Below are 21,482 nucleotides of genomic sequence, written 5' to 3' on the forward strand. Positions count from 1 at the left end.
CGCCGACAACAAAACGGGCACCGGTCACCGGTGCCCGTCCTGTGTGCTCGTCGTGTTACGCCGGCATCGGCGCCGGCGACGACCCGACATCGCTCGCGCTGCGGATCACGTGGTCGATGAGCCCGTAGTCCTTGGCCTCCTGGGCCGTGAACCAGCGGTCCCGGTCGGAGTCGCGCTCGATCTCCTCCGGCGTGTGGCCGGAGTGGAAGGCGATCCGCTCGTTCATCACGGTCTTGATGTGCAGCATGCTCTCCGCCTGGATGGCGATGTCGGCCGCGGTGCCGCCGATGCCGCCGGACAGCTGGTGCATCATCACCCGGGCGTGCGGCAACGCGTACCGCTTGCCCGGCGTGCCCGCGCACAACAGGAACTGCCCCATCGAGGCGGCCATGCCCATCGCGATCGTGGCGACGTCGTTCTTGACATACTGCATGGTGTCGTAGACGGCCATGCCCGCGCTGATCGACCCGCCCGGCGAGTTGATGTACAGCGCGATGTCCTTCTCGCTGTCGGCCGACGCCAGCAGCAGAAGCTGGGCACAGATGCGGTTGGTGACCTCGTCGTTCACCTCGGAGCCGAGGAAGATGATCCGCTCCCGGAGCAGCCGCTCGAAGACCTGGTCATCGAAGGAGGCGCCACCCGCCCGCATGGAAATCTCGTCAACGTTCATGGACCAACCCTCTCACCTGTTCGGATCCTCTTCACCTTGCCCCGGTGCGGCCCGCCCGGCCCAGCGATTCCCCTCTGGGCGAAGTCCGCTCTCGGCATAACTCACCCCAACCAAGATCAAGACCTTCCCGGGTACGCGCGACGAAACGGCGGCGTGGCACACCCGCCGGGCCGTCGACGGTCACCCTCCTTGCCCCACCGCCGGGTTGTCCCGCGTGGGAAAACCCGGCGGTGACCGAGGACGGACATTTCGTCGTCATCTCCGGCCGGCGCTGGCGGGCGACCGACCCCGCCATCCCCGAGGAGGTCGCCGCCGAGCTGCGCAAGACCCTGACGGCCGCCCGGCGGGATGTCGGACGCGCCCTGCCGGCCGGCGAGGATCCGAAGCCGGCCCGGGCCCGGGTCCAGGCGGCGAAGGTGGCCCTCGGCGAGCGCGGCACCCCCTGGTGGGAGCAGTCCCTGGAGGAACGTCGCCGGCGGTGGGAAGAGGGTCTGGGCTGACGGCGGGTTACCGGCGCGGGCCGAATGATGTCAGGATCGTCGCCGTGTCTCTGGACCGACGTGCTCTGCTGGGTGCCGGGTTGACCGCGGGCGCCGCCGCCCTCACCGGCTGCGGCCCGTCGGACAAGCCCGCCTCGCAGTGGGTCGCCCCCGTGAGCACCCCACCGTCGCCGGCCGCGAAGCCCACGACTCGGGCGAAGCCCGGGTACGCCGGTGACGTAGAGGCTGTGCTGCACAAATACCTGCGGCCGACCAAGGACAACCCCCGGCATCCGGGCTATGCGGGCGCCGTCGCTCTGGTGGCCGAGGACGGCGCGACGCGGCTCGAGGTCGCCGCCGGGGACGCGGTGCGCTACGGCGCCGGCCCGGTCGAGCTGCCGGAGAACAAGCGCGTGCCCATGCGTACCGACGCCATCTTTGATCTTGCCTCGATCACCAAGGTCTTCACCGCGCTGCTGGTGCTGAAGCTGGCCGACCGTGGGGACGTCGACCTGGACGCGCCGGTGCGCAAATATCTGCCCGACTTCGGCCGGAACGCGGTGACCGTGGCGATGCTGCTCGCGCACACCGGCGGGCTTCCGGTCGGCGCGGGCCGGGCGAGCTGGGCCGAGGTGCCGCGGATCCCGCTGGTCAAGGGCGCGGTGCCGGGGAGCACGTTCCGGTATTCCAGCGTCGGGCTGATGGTGCTGGGCAAGCTGGTCGAGAAACGCACCGGCATGACCTTGGACAAGGCGTTGCGGGACCAGATCACCGGGCCGCTCGGGCTGCGGGACACCGGGTTCCGGCCGCTGGGCTGGGCGGCGACGAAACGGCTGGTCGCCACCGACGCCCGCACGTCGCGCGGACTCCTGCGCGGCGAGGTGCACGACGATGTCTGCGCGCGGCTCGGCGGGGTGGCCGGTCACGCCGGGGTCTTCGGTACGGCGGCCGACGTCGCCGTGATCGGTCAGCTGCTCCTGGGGCGGGGCGAGTACCGGAAGAAGCGGATCCTCTCGGCGGAGATCGTGGACCGCGCCCTGACCAATGTGAACCGTGGCAAACCCGCGATCGACCCGGAGCGTCCGGACCGGTCGGCCGACCACGGGCTCGGTGTGGAGATCAACCAGCCGTGGTTCATGGGGCGGCTGGCGTCACCGGCGAGTTTCGGGCACACCGGCTTCACCGGGACGTCGCTGCTGATCGCGCCGGAGCGGCGGCTGGTCGTGGTGCTGCTGACCAACCGCGCGCATCCGAACTGGAGCTGGTCGGACCCGGACGTGCACCGGGTCGCTGTCGCCAACGCCATCGCGAAAGGTGCCTAAGGCAGGGCGTTCAGGAACGGCTCGTGGTTGATGCGGAACTCCCAGCTGTAGTACTTGTCCCAGTTGATCGACCAGGTCATCAGGCCGCGGAAGTTGGGGTTCGTGCCGCTGCGTGGCGTGTACCCGCCGCAGTTCTGGGTCCGTACCAGGCAGTTGACCGCCTGCTGGACGGCGGCCGGCCCGACGTACCCGTTGCCCGCGCTGACCGACGACGGCGCGCCGAACGCGATCTGGTCCTCCCGCAACGCCGGGAACTGGTTGGCCGTGTTGCCCGCCACCGGGAAGCCGGCCAGCAGCATGTCGGTCATCGCGATGTGGAAGTCCGCGCCGCCCATCGTGTGGTACTGGTTGTCCAGCCCCATGATCGGGCCGGAGTTGTAGTCCTGGACGTGCAACACCGTGAGGTCGTTGCGCAGCGCGTAGATGACCGGCAGGTAGGAACCCGCCCGCGGGTCCTGGCCACCCCACGGCCCGGAGCCGTAGTACTGGTAGCCGAGCTGCACGAAGAACGTCTCCGGCGCCATGGTCAGCACGAACCCGGCGCCGTAGCGGGCCTTGAGCGTGCGCAGCGCCGAGATCAGGTTGACGATCACCGGGCTGGTCGGGTTCTTGAAGTCGGTGTCGCCGGTGTTGAGCGAGAGCGAGTGGCCCTCGAAGTCGACGTCGACGCCGTCCAGGCCGTACCTGTCGATGATCCCGCCGACCGTCTGGACGAACTTGTCCCGTGCCGCCGTGCTGCTGAGCTGCACCTGGCCGTTCTGCCCACCGATGGAGAGCAGCGCCTTCTTGCCGGCCTGACGCTTGGCGCGGATGGCCGCGATGAACTGCGCCTCGGTCTCCACGCCGGGGCACTCGGCCGCCGGGCAGAGGGTGAACCGGATGTCACCCGAGGTCGGGCTGGTCGGCTCGCCGAAGGCCAGGTTGATGATGTCCCAGTCGGCGGGCACGTCAGACATCCGCAGGTAGCCGGAGCCGTTGGCGAAGCTGGCGTGCAGGTAGCCGATCAGCGCGTGCTTCGGCAGTCCGCCGACGGGCGGCGGGTCGGTCGGTGGATCCGTGGGCGGATCGGTCGGTGGGTCGGTGGGCGGATCCGTGGGCGGGTCGGTGGGCGGGGTGCTGCCGCCGCAGACGCCGTCGTCGGCCCAGACGTCCCACTGGCCGCTGTGCGAGGACGGGCTCTCGTTCTGGGTCCACCACTTGGCCCGGTAGTTGTGGCCGGACTGGGAGGCGGTGTTCCCGCCGACATAGACGGTGGAGGCGCTCCACGGTGCCGCACAGGCGGCCGCGGCGCCGGCGCTGGACGCCAGGTAGAAAACCGACCCGGTCGCCGCCAGCACGGCGGCCGAGGCCATCACGAGGGATCGACGCATGGCTAATTATTAGGACTGTTAACCATAAGTGTCCAGCCCTGTGAACGGCGAAAATCCTTTCCATACGAGCTTGCCGTGATCGAGCACCACGATCCGGTCCGCCATGTCCACGGCCTCGTCCCGGTCGTGGGTCACATAGATCGTGGTGATGCCGAGGCGTTTGGTCAGCGCCACGATGTCCCCGCGCAGCTCGGCCCAGATCCGCGGGTCGACGTTGGACAGCGGCTCGTCCAGCAGCAGGATCGCGGGGCGGCGGACGATCGCCCGGGCCATCGCCACGCGCTGGCGCTGCCCGCGGGACAGATGCGCGGGGAGCCGGCCGAGCAGATCGGCGATGCCCAGGTGCCGGGCGGCCTCGGCAACCCGCTCACCGACGTCCGAGTGGGCGCCGCGCAACGGGAAGCCGATGTTCTGCGCCACGGTCAGGTGCTGGTAGACCGAGTAGCTCTGGAAGACCACCGCGATCACCGCCTCGCGGTCCGGCAGGTCGGCCAGGGGCACACCGCCGACCTCGATCGAACCCGTGGTCGGCGTCTCCAGCCCGCCGAGCAGGCGCAGCAGCGTGGTCTTGCCGCTGCCACCCTCGCCGAGCAGCACCAGGAACTCGCCGGAGGCGACCTCCAGCGTGACGTCGTCGAGGGCAACGACACCCGGCTCGAAAACCTTGGTGAGTGCCTCGACACGAACAGCGACCATCACCACATGGTGCGGCTTGATCAGTCGTTGTGCCACACGGTGCGGTCGAGCCAGCCGTTGTTGTTGTCGTCGTACATCGTCTTCTCGAACACGCCGTCCTTGTCCCGGTCGATGGTGGCCTCGTCCACCTTCCAGTCGCGGTCGAAGTCACGCCCGATGAAGTCGACCTTCCCGTCGGCGTTCACGTCGACCATGATGTCGACGCCGCCGTCCTCCCGGGCCGAGTACGTGGCCTTGTCCCAGTCGCCGTCGCCGTCCGCGTCCACCCTGTTGCGGTAGTTGCCGACACCCTCGAAATGCTTGGCCGGCGCCTCGTGCTCGACCGGGGGCGACACCTCCTTGACGACCTCGGCGTGCGCGGTCGAGACGGCATCACCCATCCGGGCAACCGCGGGCACCTCGTCCAGGTCACGGCCCGGCGCGTCGCCCAGCGCCGAATGCGCGCCGATCATGCTGCCCCCACCACCCGGGGCCGGCGGGACACCCTCCGCGACAGTGTGCGCGGCGACCCCGGCCGCCGACCCGAACTCGGACCAGTCCCCGAGCGTCGAGAAGAGGCCGAACGTGCTGGATTTCGTGGTCCGCCCCTCGACGACCGAGGCCGCGCCGCCGGTGTCACCGGGGGACATCTGACTGCGCAGCAGCTCGATCTCGTCCTCGCCCAGCTGGTAACCGGCCAGGGCCCGGTCCGGGTCCTCGGCCAGCGCGGCGGCGAACGGCGGGTCGCTGAGCAGCCGTTCGAGCACATCGTCGAAGTCGCTCATCGGCTCACCGTAAACGAGCACGTCCAGCCGCTGTATCGGGCATTAGGGCGGTCCTAGTCCATCTCCGGCATGGCCACCGGCTGGGGACGCGGCCGGCACGTGCCGCACTGGACGGCATCCTCGACCACCAGCGCCTCGGCACGTTGGCGGGTCTCCGACCGGCTCACCTGGAGCAGGTACGGCCCGAAACGGGCGTGGTCCTCACAGACCCCCCGGCCACAGAACCGGCACGTCGCCCGCGCCGCCTTGGCGCAGAACCAGCAGAGCACGTCAGCAGTCCTCCATCGAGAAGATCATCATCCGGGGATCAGATTAGCCGGACCCGGCCTAGCCGATGATCGGTCCGTCGTCGGTCTCCGAGGGCGACGGCGACGAACTGCTCGGCGGGTTCGACGACGGCTGCTCCGACGGCGGGGTCGAAGGCTGCGACGGCGGGTTCGACGACGGGCGCGTCGGCGGGACCGGATCCGGGTCGTCCGGTTCGTTCGCCGGCGGCGGGTTGTCGTCGTCCTCGTCGTCGTCCTGGTTGTTGCCGCCCGGCTGCGGGATCGGGTCCGGTTCGGGGACCTCCTCGACCGGAGGCGTCGAGGACTCCACCACCGACGGCGTGACCGGCGGCTCGGAGGGCAGGTCGGCGGACGGCTCCTCGCTCGGCCCGGCCGCCGGCGGCTCGACGGCGATGCCGTCGCCGCAGGACAACGCGCTGTTCGTCGGCGTCGACCGGCTGCCGTCCACGTCCACCTTTCCGGTGGACACGGTGACCGTGGCCGGGTCGATCGAGAACCAGGCCTTGCCCGCGTTCGTGACCTCGCCCAGCGGCCGGGTGACCACCAGGTTGATCGGCCGGTACGCGGTGCTGGTGCTGGTCGTGTCGGCGAGCAGCCGGCCGCCCTGCAGGTTCAACGTGCCGCTCGGCTGCCGGTCCCGGCCCAGCCCGGGGGCGAGCGCGCCGATCTCGGTGGTCGACCCGCCGCACAGCAGCGCCGCCGATCCGCCGGTGAACGTGATCAGGCCGGTCGCCTTGTCGGAGACCTCGATCTCGGCGCCCGCGGCGACGAACCGCCGCTCCCCCGCGGCCAGCACGGTCAGCTTGCCGTCGACCTTCAGGGTGATCCGGCCGCGCTCCGAGGAGACCAGCGCGCGGCTCGCCGGCATCTCGGCCCAGGCCGGGCCGGGCGCGATGTTCGCCGTCGTCAGCAGCAGCGCGAGCAGCAGAACCAACAGGACGAGCCACCACATCCGGCGCAGGAAACGCTTGTCGACCTCGGGGTCCTCGGTGCCGTCCGGCGGGCCGGGCGGCACCATCAGCGGCGGGTAGTCCTCCGGGTTCTTGCCGAACGCGGGCGCGCCGTGCCCCTCGACGACCGGAGCGCCGGCCAGCGCGCCACCACCCACCAGGGGCGGCAGGCTCGAGGCGTCAGGCATGACCCACAACCTCACCGGGGTACGCGTCTGAGCGACCATCCCGGGACTGCCGTCACCCACCGGGCCGACCAGGGTGCCACGGCGCAACTCGGTGCCGTCGGCCATGGCGATCACGCCGGACTCCACGACGACCGCCTGCGTGGGGCTGACCAGCATCACCGGCGCGCCCGGCTCCAGGTCGACCGGGTGCGCGGCGGCGATCAGGGCCAGCTGCTCGTCACCCTCGAGGGCGGCGAGCGCCGGAGTGTCCGCGAACAGCGCCTCGGCCTCGGCCCGGTCCACCGGCGGCGGTCCGGGCAGCGGGCCGATCACGGCCGCCACGGTCGCGGTCGGAACACTCAGAAGCGTGGTGCCGGCGGTGTGCCAGTCGAGCGTGGTGGCCCGGCCGGTGAGCGCGTTGCCCAGGCCGACGACGCCGCCGGGGCCGACGTGGTGCCGGATCGTGCCGCCCGGGTCGCCGGGACGCCGGCCCTGCAGGGCGCCGTCCACGACCACGTAGACCGCGGTCTGCGGGCCGCCGGCCATCACCATCTGCTTGCCCTGGGACGGCCGTACCCAGCGGGCCCGCGCGGCCAGCCCGTGCAGCGCGTGCTCGGGCAGGCCGCCCAGGTCGGAGTTGCGCAACGCCTCGACCCGGCGGGGCAGGTCGGTCTCGCGCTGCTTCTCCGCGGCACGGGCCCGGGACTTGCGCCACGACCGGCTGAGCCGGCGCAGACCGAGGTGGATCAGCGGGGCGCAGAGGCCCAGCACGATCAGGACCAGCAGCAGCTGGGCGGCGGGCCCGCTGTGCCAGAGGCCGGTGGCCACCCCGCTGACCCGGTCCGACCACATCCGGTACGCCAGGTTCGCCGCCACCACCAGCCAGAGCAGGGCCAGCACGCCGTACAACGCGATGATCCGTCCCTCGCGGTCCAGCGAGGACCAGCGCGGCGGGCGGCCCCGCAACCGGCTGCCGACCCAGGACAACCCGCGAGCCCGCAGGTTGGGGATCTCCAGCCAGTCCATCAGCAGGTAGTAGCCGTCCAGCGCGATGAACGGGTTGAGGTTGAACAGCACGTTGATGTACCAGGCGAAGGCCAGCTTGAACGCCAGCCCGGCGACCGCTGGCACGAACAGGCCGACCAGCTGCATGCCGCCGGCCAGCACCAGGCCGGTGAGCGGGCCGACCGCGGTCACCAGGATCCGGGCCTTGCGTCCGGCCATCCACACGTCGGTGGTGTCGACGAAGACCGACGGGATGCCGAAGTAGACCAGCAGACCGGCCGCGGGCACCTCCCGCCCGGCATGTTTGGTGGCCAGGGCGTGACCGAGCTCGTGACAGGCCAGCGCCACGACGTTGAGCAGCAGCAGGAGGGCCGCGCCGAGCAGGTACGACCCGTTGGTCAGGAAGAGCGCCTCGGCGCCGCTCGCCCAGGTCCAGCCGAAGACGCCCAGACCGGCGACGGCGATCACGGCGAGAACGATCGCGGCGGGCCGGGTGAACAGGAAGCGGGCGCCGCCGCGGTAGAGCGCGGAGACGAAGCCGTCGATGTCGGTGACCAGCATGCGCCGGCCACGCGCGGCGTTCAGAAGGCCGCGGCCCACCCGCGCCGGCAGCGGCTTGCGGACGATCTCCTGCAGCGGGCGGAAGGCGTCGAGCGGCAGTTCCTCGAGCATCCGGTTGCCGGCCAGGTCGGCGACCACCCGGCGGACCTGATCGGGGGCGAGCCGGCCGGCGATCCGGGCGAACTCGGCGACCAGCCGGGCCACCGTGAGTGAGCCGTCCATGATCTGGGCGAGCTCCCACTCCTCCGGAGTGAGACGCAGATAGCAGGCGCGCGAGCCGTCGTCGGGAGACCGCACCATGACGTACGCGGGACCGCGCACGCTGGCCAGCTCGACCGCCTCGACACCCACCCGCAGCACCGGACGTGCCCGGGTCGGGTTGAGCCGGTCGACGATCGCCGCCCAGAGCCCAGGGTCGGCCGGACCGATCGGCTCGCCCGGCGGCCGCCCCGCCAACGCCTCCCAGACGTTCATCCGGGTCTCGACGTACGTCACTCCGCTGCCCCTCGCCTTGCGCCCCTTCGGCGCGCCCACGCCGCAGGCGAGGGTAAGCGCTCGGAACCTGGCAAAGCGAGCCCCTAGCAGAGAAAGGCAAGCGATACGCCGACAAAGGGCCCATAAAAGAAACCAAAAGGGAGCGGTGGGTGACCCCGGTCAACCCCCTTGACCGAGATCACCCACCGCATGGGAGGTGACGCCGTCCGATGGCCCGGGCGGCGCCGCGTCTTGATCAGCCGGCCTCCGCCAAGGTGGCGGTGACCGTCTTCTTCGCACCGTCGCGGGAGAAGTCGATCGTCACCTTGTCGCCGACCGCGGCGCCCTGGATCACGCCGACCAGGTCGTCGGAGTCGTTGACCGCCTTGCCGTCGACCGCGGTGATGACGTCGCCCTGCGCGATGCCCGCCTTGGCCGCGGCGCTGCCCTCGGTGACCGCACGCACCAGGGCCCCGCCGTTCTCGCCCTCGGTGACACTGACGCCCAGCGCCGGGTGGCTGACCTTCTTGCCCGCGATCAGCGCGTCGACGACCTGCTTGACCTTGTTGGACGGGATCGCGAAGCCCAGGCCGATGTTGCCCTGGCTGCCGCCCGAGGTGTAGATCGCCGAGTTGATGCCGATCACCTGGCCGTTGGTGTTGACCAGCGCGCCGCCCGAGTTGCCCGGGTTGATCGGGGCGTCGGTCTGCAGCAGGCCGGACATCGAGGTGGCGCCGGACTGCTGTTGCTGCGGCGGCTGCTCCTGCTGCTGGCCGCCGAACGGGTTCGGCTGCTGCGGGTCCTGCTGCTGCGGATCCTGGGGGCTGGGCTGCTCGCTCTCCGACCGGATGGTGCGGTCCTTGGCGCTGATGATGCCGGCGGTGACCGAACCCTCCAGGCCGAGCGGGCTGCCCAGCGCGAGAACGGTGTCGCCGACCTGCATCTGGGCGCTGTCGCCGAGGGTGGCCGGCTTGAGGCCGGAAACCCCGGTCGCGCGGATCACCGCGAGGTCGGTGCGCGGGTCGGTGCCGACGATGGTGGCCGTCGCCTTCTTGCCGTCGGCGAAGATCACGTTGACCGTCTTGCCCCGCGCGGTCGACACCACGTGGTTGTTGGTGACGATGTCGCCGTTGCTGTTCAGTACGACGCCGGAGCCCTCACCGGTGCCGGTGGTGATCGAGACGACGCTGTCCTGCACGGCCGAGGCGATCTGCGCGAGCGACGAACGGTCGACCACCCGGGTCACCGAGGAGTTGCCGGTCTGCACGGTCGAGTTGCCGTCGTCGTCCATGGCCAGCACGGTCGCGGCGCCGATGCCGCCGCCGGCCAGGGCGATCAGGATGGCCGCGAAGCCCGCCACGAAGATCCGCCGGCCACGGCCGGAGGAGGCCGGCCGGGTGTCGGTCGCGACCGGCTGCACCCAGGTCGGCTGCGTGCCGCCCGTGGGCTGGTAACCGCCCGGGTAGGGCGGCTGCGGCCCGTGACCACCCAGACCGGGGTGCGGCTGACCGGCAAGCGGCTGACCGGGCTGACCGGACAGCGGCTGACCGGACAGCGGCTGACCGGGGAGCGGCTGACCGGGCTGGCCCGGATGCGGCTGGCCCGGATGCGGAGCTCCCGCGCCGGCCCACGGCGACGGGCCGGGGTAGCCCGGACCCGGCTGCGGCTGACCCGGGAACTGCTGGCCGTAGGGGTGGTGCTGCGGTGACTGCCAGGGTGACGCCGAAGGCTGCGGAGGCCCGGAGGCCGGCGGCTGCGCGGCCGGTCCCTCCACGACCGGCTGGGCCGCGGTCGGCGACTCCACGACCGGCTGCTCGGCGGTTGTCGGCTCGGACTCTCCCCGCTGCGGGCTCGCGCCGGGCACCGGAGTGCCGGCGACGGAAGCGTCCTCGGGTGAGGCGTCCGCTGGCCGGTGCGACGGCTCCGGAGTCGCCGGAGTCTCGTGCCGCTGCGGGTTGGTCTCGTGCTCGTTCATGGGTCCAACCTTGCCCATCGGGTCTCCGACGAGACTGTGTTACGGCTGGATGTTTTCTGTGAATGGTGCTTGTCAGCTCGTGGGGTGATTTTCCCGGTCGAGCGCGGGCAAACTGACCCGGAAGGTGGCGCCCTTGCCGGGCTCGCTCCGCACGTCCACGGTGCCGTGGTGGGCCCGCACGATGGCCGCCACGATCGCCAGGCCCAGGCCGGTGCCGGTGGCCTCCCGGTCGGTGTGCCTGGTCCGCGCCTCGTCCGCCCGGAAGAACCGCTCGAAGACGTGCTCCTGCTGTTCCGCGCCGAGCCCGGGGCCGGTGTCCGCCACCTCGATCACGGCACGGTTGCCCGACTCGGCGTACAGCCTGAGCGTCACCTGTGCGTCCGGCGGCGTGTGCACCAGCGCGTTGGTCATCAGGTTGCCGATGACCTGCCGCAGCCGGGCGTCGTCCGCGTACGCCACCAGCAGCTCCGGCTCGTCGCGCACCTCCAGCTCGATCCGGCGTTCCGGCGCGGTCGCCTGGGCGGCCTGCACCGCCTCCATCGCCAGCACGGGCAGCTCGGTCGGGGCCAGCGTGAGGGGTCGTTCCCGGTCCAGCCGGGCGAGCAGCAGCAGGTCCTCGACCAGCAGGCCCATCCGGGCGGCCTCGTCCTCGATCCGGCGCATCAGCCGGTTGACGTCCTCGCCCTGGGGCACCGCGCCCTGGCGGTAGAGCTCGGCGAACCCCCGGATCGTGGTCAGCGGGGTCCGCAGCTCGTGCGACGCGTCGGCGACGAACTGCCGCATCTTGCCCTCGGAGCGCAGCGCCCGCGACTCGGAGACCTGTGCGGCGTCGGCCGCGTCTCGGGCCGCCGACTCGGCCGCCCGGGCAGCCGTCTCGGACTGGGCGCGGGCGGTGAACGCCGCCTCGATCTGGGTGAGCATCGCGTTCAGTGCCCGGGCCAACCGGCCCAGCTCGGTCTGCGGTTCGGGCATGTCCGGTTCCGGGTCGGGCACGCGCCGGGTCAGGTCACCGGCCGCGATCGCCCCGGCGGTCTGCTCGATCTCCACCAGTGGGCGCAGGCTGGTCCGCACGACCGCCGCCCCCACGGCGGCCAGCGCGATCAGCACGCCGCAGCCGACCAGCAGGTCGATCCAGACCAGCCGGGTCATCGCGAAGTCGATCTCGCCCATGTTGCGGCCGACGTAGATGATGTCGCCCTGCGCGGTGGTGGCGATCCGCATCCGCCAGTGCTGCCGCTTGTTCGGCGAGTTCGCCGTGTACGGCTGTTCGTCGACCCGTTCCTGGATCGCGTCCACGCTGGTGAGGTAGGGCGGCATGTCGGACGCGCCGAGTTTCGCGTTGTTGCTGTAGGTCCGCCCGACGCCGGTGACCGACCGCACCATGAACACGTACTCGCTGGGGAAGGTCGGCTCGGGCTCGATCGAGTCGAGCTCGTTGAGCGAGATGTCGCGCAGGATCTCGGCGATCTCGTTGGTGACCACCAGCAGTTCGTCGTCCATCCGGTCGATCAGGTACGACTTCAGCGCGAAGGTGCTGGACACGCTTATCAACGTCAGCGCGGTGAAGACGAGCGCCAGCACCGACGCGATCATCTTGATCCGGAGCGGGGTGCTGCGGAGCCGTGGCACGGGACGCACCACGTGCGGTGGAGGCGGTGACGACGGAGCCGGCAGCTCCGGCGAGACGGTGAGGGACACCGGAGAACCCTCAGGCGGCCGGCTTGCGGAGGACGTAACCCACCCCCCGGAGGGTGTGGATCAGCCGCGGTTGGACGTTGTCGACCTTGCGGCGCAGATAGGAGATGTACGACTCCACGATGTTGTCGTCGCCGCGGAAGTCGTATTTCCACACGTGGTCGAGGATCTGCGCCTTGGAGAGCACCCGGTTGGCGTTGAGCATCAGGTAGCGCAGGAGCTTGAACTCGGTGGGCGAGAGCTGCACCCGCTGGCCGGCCCGGTAGACCTCGTGGGTCTCCTCGTCGAGCTCGAGGTCGGCGAAGGTGAGCCGGGAGGGCGTCTCGTCACCGGCCGAGGTGCGGCGCAGCACGGCGCGGATGCGGGCCGTGAGCTCCTCCAGGCTGAACGGCTTGGTGACGTAGTCGTCGCCACCCAGGGTCAGGCCGCGGATCTTGTCGTCGGTGCCGTCGCGGGCGGTCAGGAACACCACCGGGGTGCGCGCGCCGCCCTCGCGCATCAGCCGGATCACCTCGAAGCCGTCCAGGTCGGGCAGCATCACGTCGAGGACGACCAGGTCCGGGCTCGCGCTCTTGGCCGCGGTCACCGCGGCGCTGCCGCTGGTCGCCGTGCTGACGTCGAACCCGGCGAACCGCAGGCTGGCCGAGAGAAGCTCGAGGATGTTCGCGTCGTCCTCGACGACGAGCAGCTTCGCCTCGCTCTGCTTGGGCTGGGTCTGAATGGCCATGCCCCTCATCTTTCTCCCAGCGACTGCACTATGCCTGCATGGACGCTGAAAGTTTTCTGTGAGACTCGTGATTCAGGGGATGTCTAAGCGGCCAGGCCCAGCGCGATGGGAGTGGTGCCGACCGAGGCCTGCGCGGCCCGCGCCAGCGTACGGCGGCTCGCGCCGGAATCCGGCCGCAGGGCGGGCGCGCCCACCACGGTGACCGTCAGCCGGCGCAGGGCGGCGACCCGGCTCACCGAGGTGAACAGCGTCTCGTCGCCGATGAACGCCGCCGCAGTGGTGCCGTAGTCGATCGTGATCGGCACGACCGGCGCTCCGGCGTTCACCGCGGCCTGGAACATCGCCGGGCGGAAGCGGCCGCGTTCGGGGCCGCAGAAGGTCGTACCCTCCGGAAAGACCGCGACCGACCGACCGGCCCGCAGCGCGCCGGTGACCTCGGCCACCGTCCCGGGCAGGCGCTTGGGCCTGGTCCGATCCACGAAGATCGCGCCGATCACCGAGGCCAGGGTGCCGATGCCGGGCCAGCCCTCGACGTCGTGCTTGGCGACGATCCGCACCGGCCGGAGCGCGAGCAGCACCAGGATGTCCAGCCAGGAGACATGGTTGGAGACCAGCAGGCTGCCGGGTCGCGGCGCGGGGCCACGCCAATTCATGCGTACGCCCAGCGCGCCGAGCATGCCCCGGGCGACGACCTGGACCGCCGCCCCGCGCCGTATCGGCACCAGCACCAGGGCGGCGAGCAGCACCCCGAGGAGCGCGGTCATCCGGAGCACCACCCGGATCCCGGCCACCCGGTCCTCGCCGCCCCTCCGGCAGGAGTCGCCGCAGGTGGAGATGGGCTGCCAGAACGTCATCGCGGCACCCCCAGGAAGTGCCGGCGGTACCGCGGGTCCATCCGGTCCATGGAGAACAGCACGTAGAGGTCGGCGCAGCCGAAGTCCGGGTCGTAGGCCGGCTCGCCGCACACCCAGCTGCCCAGCCGCAGATAACCGCGCAGCAGCGGCGGCACCCGCACGCTCTTGTCGCCGGCCGGCGACTCCGGCGTCAGCCACGGGTTGCGCGGCACCACCCGCAGCGCCGGCGGCGACAGGTGCTTGGCGGACACCCGGTCCCAGACGCCGGCCGCCAGGGCGCCGCCGTCGTCCAGCGGGATCGAGGCGCAGCCGCCCAGCCAGCGGAGGTTCTTCAGGTGCAGGTAGCGGGCGATACCGGCCCACATCAGGTTGACCACCGCGCCGCCGCGGTGGTCCGGGTGCACGCAGGAGCGGCCGGTCTCGACCAGCTGGTCCCGCAGCGGGCTCAGGCGGCTCATGTCGAACTCGCCGTCGGCGTAGCGCCGCCCGGCCCGCTCGGCGGCCGCCGGGGGAAGCATCCGGTAGGTGCCGACCACCCTGCGCGTGGCGTCCTCGCGCACGATCAGGTGGTCGCAGTGGTCGTCGAACTCATCGATGTCCCGGCCGTCCACCGCACCGTGGAGGCGGGCGCCGAGCTCTCCGGCGAAGACGTCGTGCCGGAGGCGCTGTGCCGCCTCCACCTGATCCGCGCTGTCCGCGATCAGCAGGGTGTAGCCACTGGTCCCGGTGGTTGCGTCGGCGGTCAGAAGTACTGTCATGCCCTCTGTGTAAGGGCCGCACTTTCCACCGGAATGACCGCGCCGGTGGTCTGATGTGTCCACAAAGTGAACAGGTGGCGGGTCGTCGCGGGGTACGGGGCACAGAGTGAGCTCTCACCCAGTAGATTGACGCGATGACCGGGGGCGCAGAGATCGCAGTACACGGGCTGTCGAAGCAGTACAGACAGCTCAGAGCCGTCGACAACCTGTCCTTCAGCGTGCGGTCGGGCCGGGTCACCGGCTTCCTCGGCCCCAACGGCGCCGGCAAGACGACCACCTTGCGGATGCTGCTCGGGCTGGTCACGCCGAGCGCCGGCACGGCGACCATCGGCGGGCAGCGCTACGTCGACCTGACGGACCCGATCCGGCACGTCGGCGCGGTGCTGGAGGCGTCCAGCGCGCACCGCGGCCGGACCGGTCGCAATCACCTGCGGGTGATCTGCCGGGCCGCCGGGCTGCCGGTCACTCGCGCCGACGAGGCGCTCGCCCTGGTCGGGCTGACCCCGGCGGCGAAACGCAAGTTCAAGGGCTACTCGCTGGGCATGCGGCAGCGGCTGGGCATCGCCGCGGCCATGCTCGGCGATCCGCGGGTGCTGGTCCTGGACGAGCCGGCCAACGGCCTCGACCCGGAGGGCATCCGCTGGATGCGCGACCTGCTCAAGGCGCTCGCCGCCGAGGGCCGCACCATCCTGGTCTCCAGCCACCTGCTGAGCGAGATGCAGCAACTCGCCGACGACGTCGTCATCGTGGCGGCCGGCCGGCTGGTCCGGCAGGGCCCGGTCGACGAGGTGCTCGGCTCGATGGGCGCCGCGGCGCAGGTGCGGGTGCGCACCCCCGAGCCGGAGAAACTGGCCACCGCGCTGGCCGGCTTCCACGCCGAGATCAAACCCGCGGTCACCCCACTGCCGGACGGCGCGCTGATGGTGAGCGGGCTGGACGCGGCCCAGGTCGGCCACGTCGCCTTCACCGCGCAGGTGGAGCTGCACGAGCTGACCAGCGAACGCGCCGACCTGGAACAGGTGTTCCTGCAGCTGACGGCCGGAAAGGCGGGCATCCGATGAGGCTGGTCAGCGCGGAGCTGTCCAAGATCTTCACCACCGCGACGTGGTGGATCTTCGGACTGATCCTGATCCCGCTGTGGGCGATGTCGATCCTCTTCAACTGGGGCACGGCGAACGTCACCAACCAGATCCCGGCGGACGCGAACGTGGACCCGGACTCGGCCGCGTTGCTGGACGCCACCAACCAGCCGATCAACGTCGCCACGAACCTCTACACCAGCGGGCAGTTCTTCGGCGTACTGCTGATCCTGCTGCTCAGCGCGATCCTGGTGACCAACGAGTTCTTCCACCTGACCGCCACCACCACGTTCCTGGTCACCCCGCACCGCGAACGGGTGGTCCTGGCCAAGCTGGCCGCGGCGGGACTCCTGAGCCTGGGGTTCTGGTTGATCACCACCGTGCTCAACCTGGCCCTGGCGCCGTTCTTCCTGCGTCAGCTCGACCTGCCGGTGCAACTCGGCGAGGGCGCGGTGTGGCGGGCGATCGGGCTGAACGCGCTGGCCTTCGCGCTGTGGGCGGTGGTCGGCGTCGGCGTCGGCGTGCTGATCCGCAGCCAGATCGCCACCACGCTGACGCTCTCCATCGGCTACCTGATCGGCCCGCTCGGCGCGCAGGCGGTCTTCTTCCTGCTCACCCAGTACGTCGCCGACTTCTTCGAGAAACTGCGGGTGATCGAGCCGACCACCGCGTCGCAACTGATGATCTCCGGGACCGACCTGCCCGGAAATCCACCGCGTTGGGTGGGAGCGGTCGTGCTCATCGGGTACGCCGTGGTCACCGGGGTGATCGGGACGTTGATCATGCGCCGACGGGACGTAAGTTAGGCCCGGCCCCTGTGTCTTCCCGCGCAGCGTAACCTTGACACCGTTCATTCCGTCCCCGTGGCGACCAGCGTCACGCGTGCTGAAACGGTGAAAGAGGCGAACACGGAAGTGTCGACCCAGCAGACTTCGCATGACAATCCGCTCGCGGACTTCGGTCCCAACGAGTGGATCGTCGACGAGATGTACCAGCGCTACCTGGCCGACCCGGCCAGCGTCGACCCCGCATGGCACGATTTCTTCGCCGACTACAAGCCGGCGATGGCCACGGGTTCGATCGTGACGCCGGACGAGGCGACCGCCGCGAACGCCAAGGCCTCGGCGGCCAAGGCCGGCACCGACGCCCCGGCGGCCGGGACCGTGGCGCCGGAGAAGCCGACCGTACCGTCGGCGCCGCAGGCGAAGCCCGCACCCAAGCCGGCCCCCGCCCAGGAGGCCAAGCCCGCCGCCAAGGCCGCGTCGAACGGCAAGGCACCGGAGGGCGCGACCGTCACCACGCTGCGCGGCGTCGCCGCCCGCATCGTGCAGAACATGGACGCCTCCCTCGGGGTGCCCACCGCGACCTCGGTGCGCGCCGTCCCGGCCAAGCTGATGGTCGACAACCGCATCGTGGTCAACAACCACCTGGCCCGGGGGCGCGGTGGCAAGGTCAGCTTCACCCACCTGATCGGCTGGGCGCTGGTCCGCGCGGTTCGCGAGCACCCGGAGATGAACAACTCGTTCGCCGAGGTGGACGGCAAGCCGGCCCTCGTGCAGCCCGAGCACATCAACCTCGGCATCGCGATCGACATGAAGAAGAAGGACGGCTCCCGGACGCTGGTCGTGCCGTCGATCAAGAACTGCGAGAAGCTCGACTTCCGCGGGTTCTGGCAGGCGTACGAGGACGTCGTCCGGCGGGCCCGGCGCAACGAGCTGACCATGGACGACTACGCGGGCACCACGATCTCGCTGACCAACCCGGGCGGCATCGGCACGGTCCACTCCATCCCGCGGCTGATGACCGGGCAGAGCGCGATCGTCGGCGTCGGCGCGATGGAGTACCCCGCGCCGTACTCGGGCATGTCCGACGAGACGCTGGCCGACCACGGCGTCAGCAAGGTCACCACGCTGACCAGCACGTACGACCACCGGGTCATCCAGGGCGCGCAGTCCGGCGAGTTCCTCAAGGTGATGCACGAGCTGCTGCTCGGCGAGCACGGGTTCTACGACGACATCTTCACCTCACTGCGGATCCCGTACGAGCCGGTGCGCTGGGTGCGCGACGTCGCCCGCACCTCCGAGGGCCAGATCGACAAGGCCGCGCGGGTGGTCGAGCTGATCCACGCGTACCGGGTACGCGGTCACCTGATGGCCGACACCGACCCGCTCGAGTTCGAGATCCGCCGGCACCCCGACCTGGACGTTCTCCAGCACGGGCTGACCCTGTGGGACCTGGACCGGATATTCCCGGTCGGCGGCTTCGCCGGCAAGCAGCGGATGAAGCTGCGCGACGTGCTCGGCGTGCTCCGCGACACCTACTGCCGCCGGATCGGCATCGAGTACATGCACATCCAGGGCCCTGAGGAGCGGCGCTGGATCCAGGACCGGATCGAGATCAAGTACGCCAAGCCGGACACCGACGAGCAGAAGCACGTGCTCAACCGGCTGAACGCGGCCGAGGCGTTCGAGACCTTCCTGCAGACCAAGTACGTCGGGCAGAAGCGGTTCTCGCTGGAGGGCGGCGAATCGCTGATCCCCCTGCTGGACGAGGTGCTCAAGGCCTCGGCCGAGAGCGGGCTCGACGAGATGGTCATCGGCATGGCCCACCGCGGCCGGCTGAACGTGCTGGTCAACATCGTCGGCAAGCCGTACGAGAAGGTCTTCAACGAGTTCGAGGGCCAGATGGACCCGAAGTCGTCGCACGGCTCCGGCGACGTCAAGTACCACCTGGGTCAGACCGGGAAGTACACGACGCCGGACGGCGAACACGCCACCACGGTCAGCGTCGTCGCGAACCCGTCCCACCTGGAGGCCGTCGACCCGGTGCTCGAGGGCATCGTCCGGGCCAAGCAGGACCGCCTCGACCTGGGCCTGCACGGGTACACCGTGCTGCCGGTCCTGGTGCACGGCGACGCGGCGTTCGCCGGGCAGGGCGTGGTCGCCGAGACGCTCAACCTCTCCCAGCTGCGCGGCTACCGCACCGGTGGCACCGTGCACGTGGTCGTCAACAACCAGGTCGGCTTCACCACCGCGCCGGAGTACAGCCGCTCCTCGCTCTACTCCACCGACGTGGCCCGGATGATCCAGGCGCCGATCTTCCACGTGAACGGCGACGACCCCGAGGCCGTCGTCCGGGTCGCCCGGCTGGCCTTCGAGTACCGCCAGGCGTTCAACAAGGACGTCGTCATCGACCTGGTCTGCTACCGCCGCCGCGGGCACAACGAGGGCGACGACCCGTCGATGACCAACCCCCGGATGTACGAGATCATCGACACCAAGCGCAGCGTCCGGAAGCTCTACACCGAGGAGCTGATCGGCCGCGGCGACATCACCGTCGACGACGCGCAGGAGCAGCTGCGGGACTACCAGCAGCAGCTGGAGCAGGTGTTCAAGGCGACCCGCGACGCGGCGGGCACGACCTCGTCGCGTCCGCGGCCGGCCGTCGACGAGCCCGAGCCCGAGGTGGCGACCGCGGTCGACGCGGCGGCCGTACAGGCCGTCGGCCAGGCGCACATCGACCTGCCCGAGGGCTTCACCCCGCACAAGCGGGTCCAGCAGCTGCTCGAGCGGCGGGCCAGGATGGCCGCCGAGGGCGGCATCGACTGGGCCTTCGGCGAGCTGGTCGCGTTCGGCTCGCTGCTGGCGCAGGGCGTGACCGTGCGGCTGGCCGGTCAGGACTCGCGGCGCGGCACGTTCGTCTCCCGGCACGCGTCGCTGGTCGACAACAAGACCGGCAAGGACTTTCTGCCGCTGAGCACGCTGACCACCGGCAACGCCCGGTTCTTCGTGCACGACTCACTGCTGAGCGAGTACGCGGCGATGGGCTTCGAGTACGGGTATTCGGTGGAGAACCCGGACGCGCTGGTCCTCTGGGAGGCGCAGTTCGGCGACTTCGTCAACGGCGCCCAGTCGATCGTGGACGAGTTCATCTCCTCCGGCGAGGTGAAGTGGGGCCAGCAGTCCTCGCTGGTGCTGCTGCTCCCGCACGGCCAGGAGGGTCAGGGACCGGACCACTCGTCCGGCCGTCCCGAGCGGTTCCTGCAGATGTGCGCGCAGGACAACATGCGGGTGGCCAACCCGACGACCCCGGCGAACTACTTCCACCTGCTGCGCCGCCAGGCCCTGTCGCCGAAGCGCAAGCCGCTGGTGGTGTTCTCGCCGAAGTCGCTGCTCCGGCACAAGCTGGCGGTGTCGTCGGTCGCCGACTTCACCGAGGGCACGTTCCAGCCGGTGATGCCCGACGCCGGGGTCAACGGCTCGCCGCTGAACGCCGGAGAGGTCAAGCGGGTCCTGCTCTGCTCGGGCAAGGTCTACTACGACCTGTTCCAGGCGCGGGCCGAGCGCGGCATCACCGACACGGCGCTGATCCGGATGGAGCAGGTCTACCCGCTGCCGGTGGAGGAGCTGAAGGCGGTGCTCAACCGGTACCCGAACGCGGAGGACTTCGCGTGGGTGCAGGAGGAGCCGGCCAACCAGGGCGCCTGGTCGTTCGTGGCGCTCAACCTCCTGGAGCACCTGGAGGGTGTCCGGCTGCGTCGCATCTCGCGTCCGGCCGCCGCCGCTCCCGCGGTCGGTTCGGCCAAGACGCACGAGGTCGAGCAGAACGCTCTGATCGAGGCGTCGCTGCCTCGGCCGTAGTTTGGTTGCGCTTGTAGAGCAGTGGTGGCCCAGAGCGGTATCGGCAGCGTCCATACGCTCTGGGCTACCACTCAATCTGTTTCGTCGCATGCATAGGATTCAGGCCATGTACTTCACGGATCGCGGGATCGAAGAGCTGGTCGAGCGGCGCGGCGAGGAGTCCGTCTCGCTGGAGTGGGTGGCGTCGCAGCTGCAGGCCTTCGTCGATCAGAACCCGGAGTTCGAGACCGCCATCGAGCGGTTCGCGACGTTTGTGGCCCGCGGCGACGAGGACGATGAGGACTGATCAGCCGGTTCGGCGGGTCGAGCGCGACGCCGAGGTCGAGGTCGACCCCACAGCCTGGTGGGCTCGGATCCCCGCGGTCGCGGCGATCCTGGAAAGCGGGCTGAACATCCCGCCGGGAGTGACGTTTCTCGTCGGTGAGAACGGCTCCGGCAAGTCGACGCTGGTCGAGGCGCTGGCCCAGGCCCACGGGCTGAACGTCGAGGGCGGCTCGCGCGGGGCCATGCACAGCACCCGCGCCACCGAGTCGCCGCTGGGCGCCGCCCTCCGGGTGGTCCGGACGCCGGGACGGCGGGTCAACTCGTACTTTCTGCGGGCCGAGACCATGCACGGGCTGTACACCTACCTGGAAAGCCTGGGCGGGGCGGTCGACACCGATCTGCACGACCGCAGTCACGGCGAGGGCTTTCTGGAGCTGCTGGAGCGCAAGTTCCGCGGGTACGGCTTCTATCTGATGGACGAGCCCGAGGCGCCGCTGTCGTTCAGCTCCACGCTGCGGCTGGTGGCGCACCTTGATCGGCTGCGGAGCACCGGCGCCCAGATCGTCGTCGCCACACATTCCCCCTTGCTCACCGGGCTCCCCGGGGCGACCATCTTGGAGCTGGGCGCGCACGGGATCCGCCGCGCCGCGTGGAACGAACTGGAGCTGGTGGAGCACTGGCGCGCGTTCCTCGGGCGGCCCGCGTCCTATCTGGACAGGCTCCTCGCGCCCTAAGCGCCGTGCAA

General features: G+C 70.6%; 18 protein-coding genes. 7 read left to right on the forward strand and 11 right to left on the reverse strand.

The window, feature by feature from the left end:
* Positions 1–55: 55 nt before the first annotated feature.
* On the reverse strand, positions 56–670 hold the full coding sequence (locus QSK31_RS30635) for an ATP-dependent Clp protease proteolytic subunit (protein WP_285688001.1): 615 nt from the start codon (positions 668–670) through the stop codon (positions 56–58).
* Positions 671–900: 230 nt separating this feature from the next.
* On the opposite strand from QSK31_RS30635, the gene QSK31_RS30640 reads away from it, so the two are divergent.
* Entirely contained in the window at positions 901–1,170 is a 270-nt protein-coding gene (locus QSK31_RS30640) for a hypothetical protein (RefSeq protein ID WP_285688002.1), read from the forward strand.
* 44 nt (positions 1,171–1,214) lie between these two features.
* Entirely contained in the window at positions 1,215–2,471 is a 1,257-nt protein-coding gene (locus tag QSK31_RS30645) for a serine hydrolase domain-containing protein (protein ID WP_285688003.1), read from the forward strand.
* On the opposite strand, the gene QSK31_RS30650 is transcribed toward QSK31_RS30645, so the two are convergent.
* The 10 genes from QSK31_RS30650 to QSK31_RS30695 form a co-directional block, all read right to left on the reverse strand.
* Positions 2,468–3,841: a glycosyl hydrolase family 18 protein gene (locus QSK31_RS30650; RefSeq protein WP_285688004.1), complete on the reverse strand. Its 1,374-nt coding sequence runs from the start codon at positions 3,839–3,841 to the stop codon at positions 2,468–2,470. The two genes, QSK31_RS30645 and QSK31_RS30650, sit on opposite strands and share 4 nt — an antisense overlap.
* A gap of 18 nt (positions 3,842–3,859) precedes the next feature.
* A complete protein-coding gene (locus QSK31_RS30655; RefSeq protein ID WP_285688005.1) occupies positions 3,860–4,537 on the reverse strand; it encodes an ABC transporter ATP-binding protein in 678 nt (225 codons plus the stop codon).
* A gap of 20 nt (positions 4,538–4,557) precedes the next feature.
* Positions 4,558–5,301 carry a hypothetical protein gene (locus QSK31_RS30660; RefSeq protein WP_285688006.1) on the reverse strand — a complete coding sequence of 248 codons (744 nt, stop codon included), beginning with the start codon at positions 5,299–5,301 and terminating at the stop codon, positions 4,558–4,560.
* A gap of 53 nt (positions 5,302–5,354) precedes the next feature.
* The gene (locus QSK31_RS30665; RefSeq protein ID WP_285688007.1) at positions 5,355–5,570 is read right to left on the reverse strand and encodes a hypothetical protein; all 216 of its coding nucleotides are present in this window, start codon (positions 5,568–5,570) and stop codon (positions 5,355–5,357) included.
* Between the two features lie 58 nt (positions 5,571–5,628).
* Positions 5,629–8,805, reverse strand: coding sequence for a cyclic nucleotide-binding protein (locus tag QSK31_RS30670; protein ID WP_285688008.1), 3,177 nt, complete (start codon positions 8,803–8,805; stop codon positions 5,629–5,631).
* Positions 8,806–9,001: 196 nt separating this feature from the next.
* Positions 9,002–10,720, reverse strand: a complete 1,719-nt coding sequence (locus QSK31_RS30675) for a S1C family serine protease (RefSeq protein WP_285688009.1) — start codon at positions 10,718–10,720, stop codon at positions 9,002–9,004.
* Between the two features lie 72 nt (positions 10,721–10,792).
* Positions 10,793–12,313 (reverse strand): sensor histidine kinase, encoded by a 1,521-nt coding sequence (locus QSK31_RS30680; protein ID WP_285688062.1) that lies wholly within the window; start codon positions 12,311–12,313, stop codon positions 10,793–10,795.
* A 115-nt stretch (positions 12,314–12,428) separates the two neighbouring features.
* The gene (locus tag QSK31_RS30685) at positions 12,429–13,142 is read right to left on the reverse strand and encodes a response regulator transcription factor (RefSeq protein ID WP_285688010.1); all 714 of its coding nucleotides are present in this window, start codon (positions 13,140–13,142) and stop codon (positions 12,429–12,431) included.
* A gap of 83 nt (positions 13,143–13,225) precedes the next feature.
* The gene (locus QSK31_RS30690; RefSeq protein WP_285688011.1) at positions 13,226–13,996 is read right to left on the reverse strand and encodes a lysophospholipid acyltransferase family protein; all 771 of its coding nucleotides are present in this window, start codon (positions 13,994–13,996) and stop codon (positions 13,226–13,228) included.
* Positions 13,993–14,754, reverse strand: coding sequence for a GNAT family N-acetyltransferase (locus QSK31_RS30695; RefSeq protein ID WP_285688012.1), 762 nt, complete (start codon positions 14,752–14,754; stop codon positions 13,993–13,995). Before QSK31_RS30695 ends, QSK31_RS30690 begins: the two co-directional genes overlap by 4 nt.
* Before the next feature lie 134 nt (positions 14,755–14,888).
* On the opposite strand from QSK31_RS30695, the gene QSK31_RS30700 reads away from it, so the two are divergent.
* The 5 genes from QSK31_RS30700 (at position 14,889) to QSK31_RS30720 (ending at position 21,471) form a co-directional block, all read left to right on the forward strand.
* Complete coding sequence (locus QSK31_RS30700) at positions 14,889–15,815, forward strand: ABC transporter ATP-binding protein (protein ID WP_285688013.1); 927 nt, start codon at positions 14,889–14,891, stop codon at positions 15,813–15,815.
* Positions 15,812–16,639, forward strand: a complete 828-nt coding sequence (locus QSK31_RS30705) for an ABC transporter permease (protein WP_285688014.1) — start codon at positions 15,812–15,814, stop codon at positions 16,637–16,639. Before QSK31_RS30700 ends, QSK31_RS30705 begins: the two co-directional genes overlap by 4 nt.
* Before the next feature lie 108 nt (positions 16,640–16,747).
* Positions 16,748–20,473: a multifunctional oxoglutarate decarboxylase/oxoglutarate dehydrogenase thiamine pyrophosphate-binding subunit/dihydrolipoyllysine-residue succinyltransferase subunit gene (locus QSK31_RS30710; protein ID WP_285688063.1), complete on the forward strand. Its 3,726-nt coding sequence runs from the start codon at positions 16,748–16,750 to the stop codon at positions 20,471–20,473.
* 106 nt (positions 20,474–20,579) lie between these two features.
* Positions 20,580–20,759: a DUF6104 family protein gene (locus tag QSK31_RS30715; protein WP_285688015.1), complete on the forward strand. Its 180-nt coding sequence runs from the start codon at positions 20,580–20,582 to the stop codon at positions 20,757–20,759.
* Positions 20,749–21,471, forward strand: a complete 723-nt coding sequence (locus QSK31_RS30720) for an AAA family ATPase (RefSeq protein ID WP_285688016.1) — start codon at positions 20,749–20,751, stop codon at positions 21,469–21,471. Before QSK31_RS30715 ends, QSK31_RS30720 begins: the two co-directional genes overlap by 11 nt.
* The last annotated feature ends 11 nt before the right edge of the window (positions 21,472–21,482 follow it).

It is taken from the genome of Actinoplanes sp. NBRC 103695, from assembly GCF_030269485.1.
Taxonomy (GTDB): Bacteria; Actinomycetota; Actinomycetes; order Mycobacteriales; family Micromonosporaceae; genus Actinoplanes.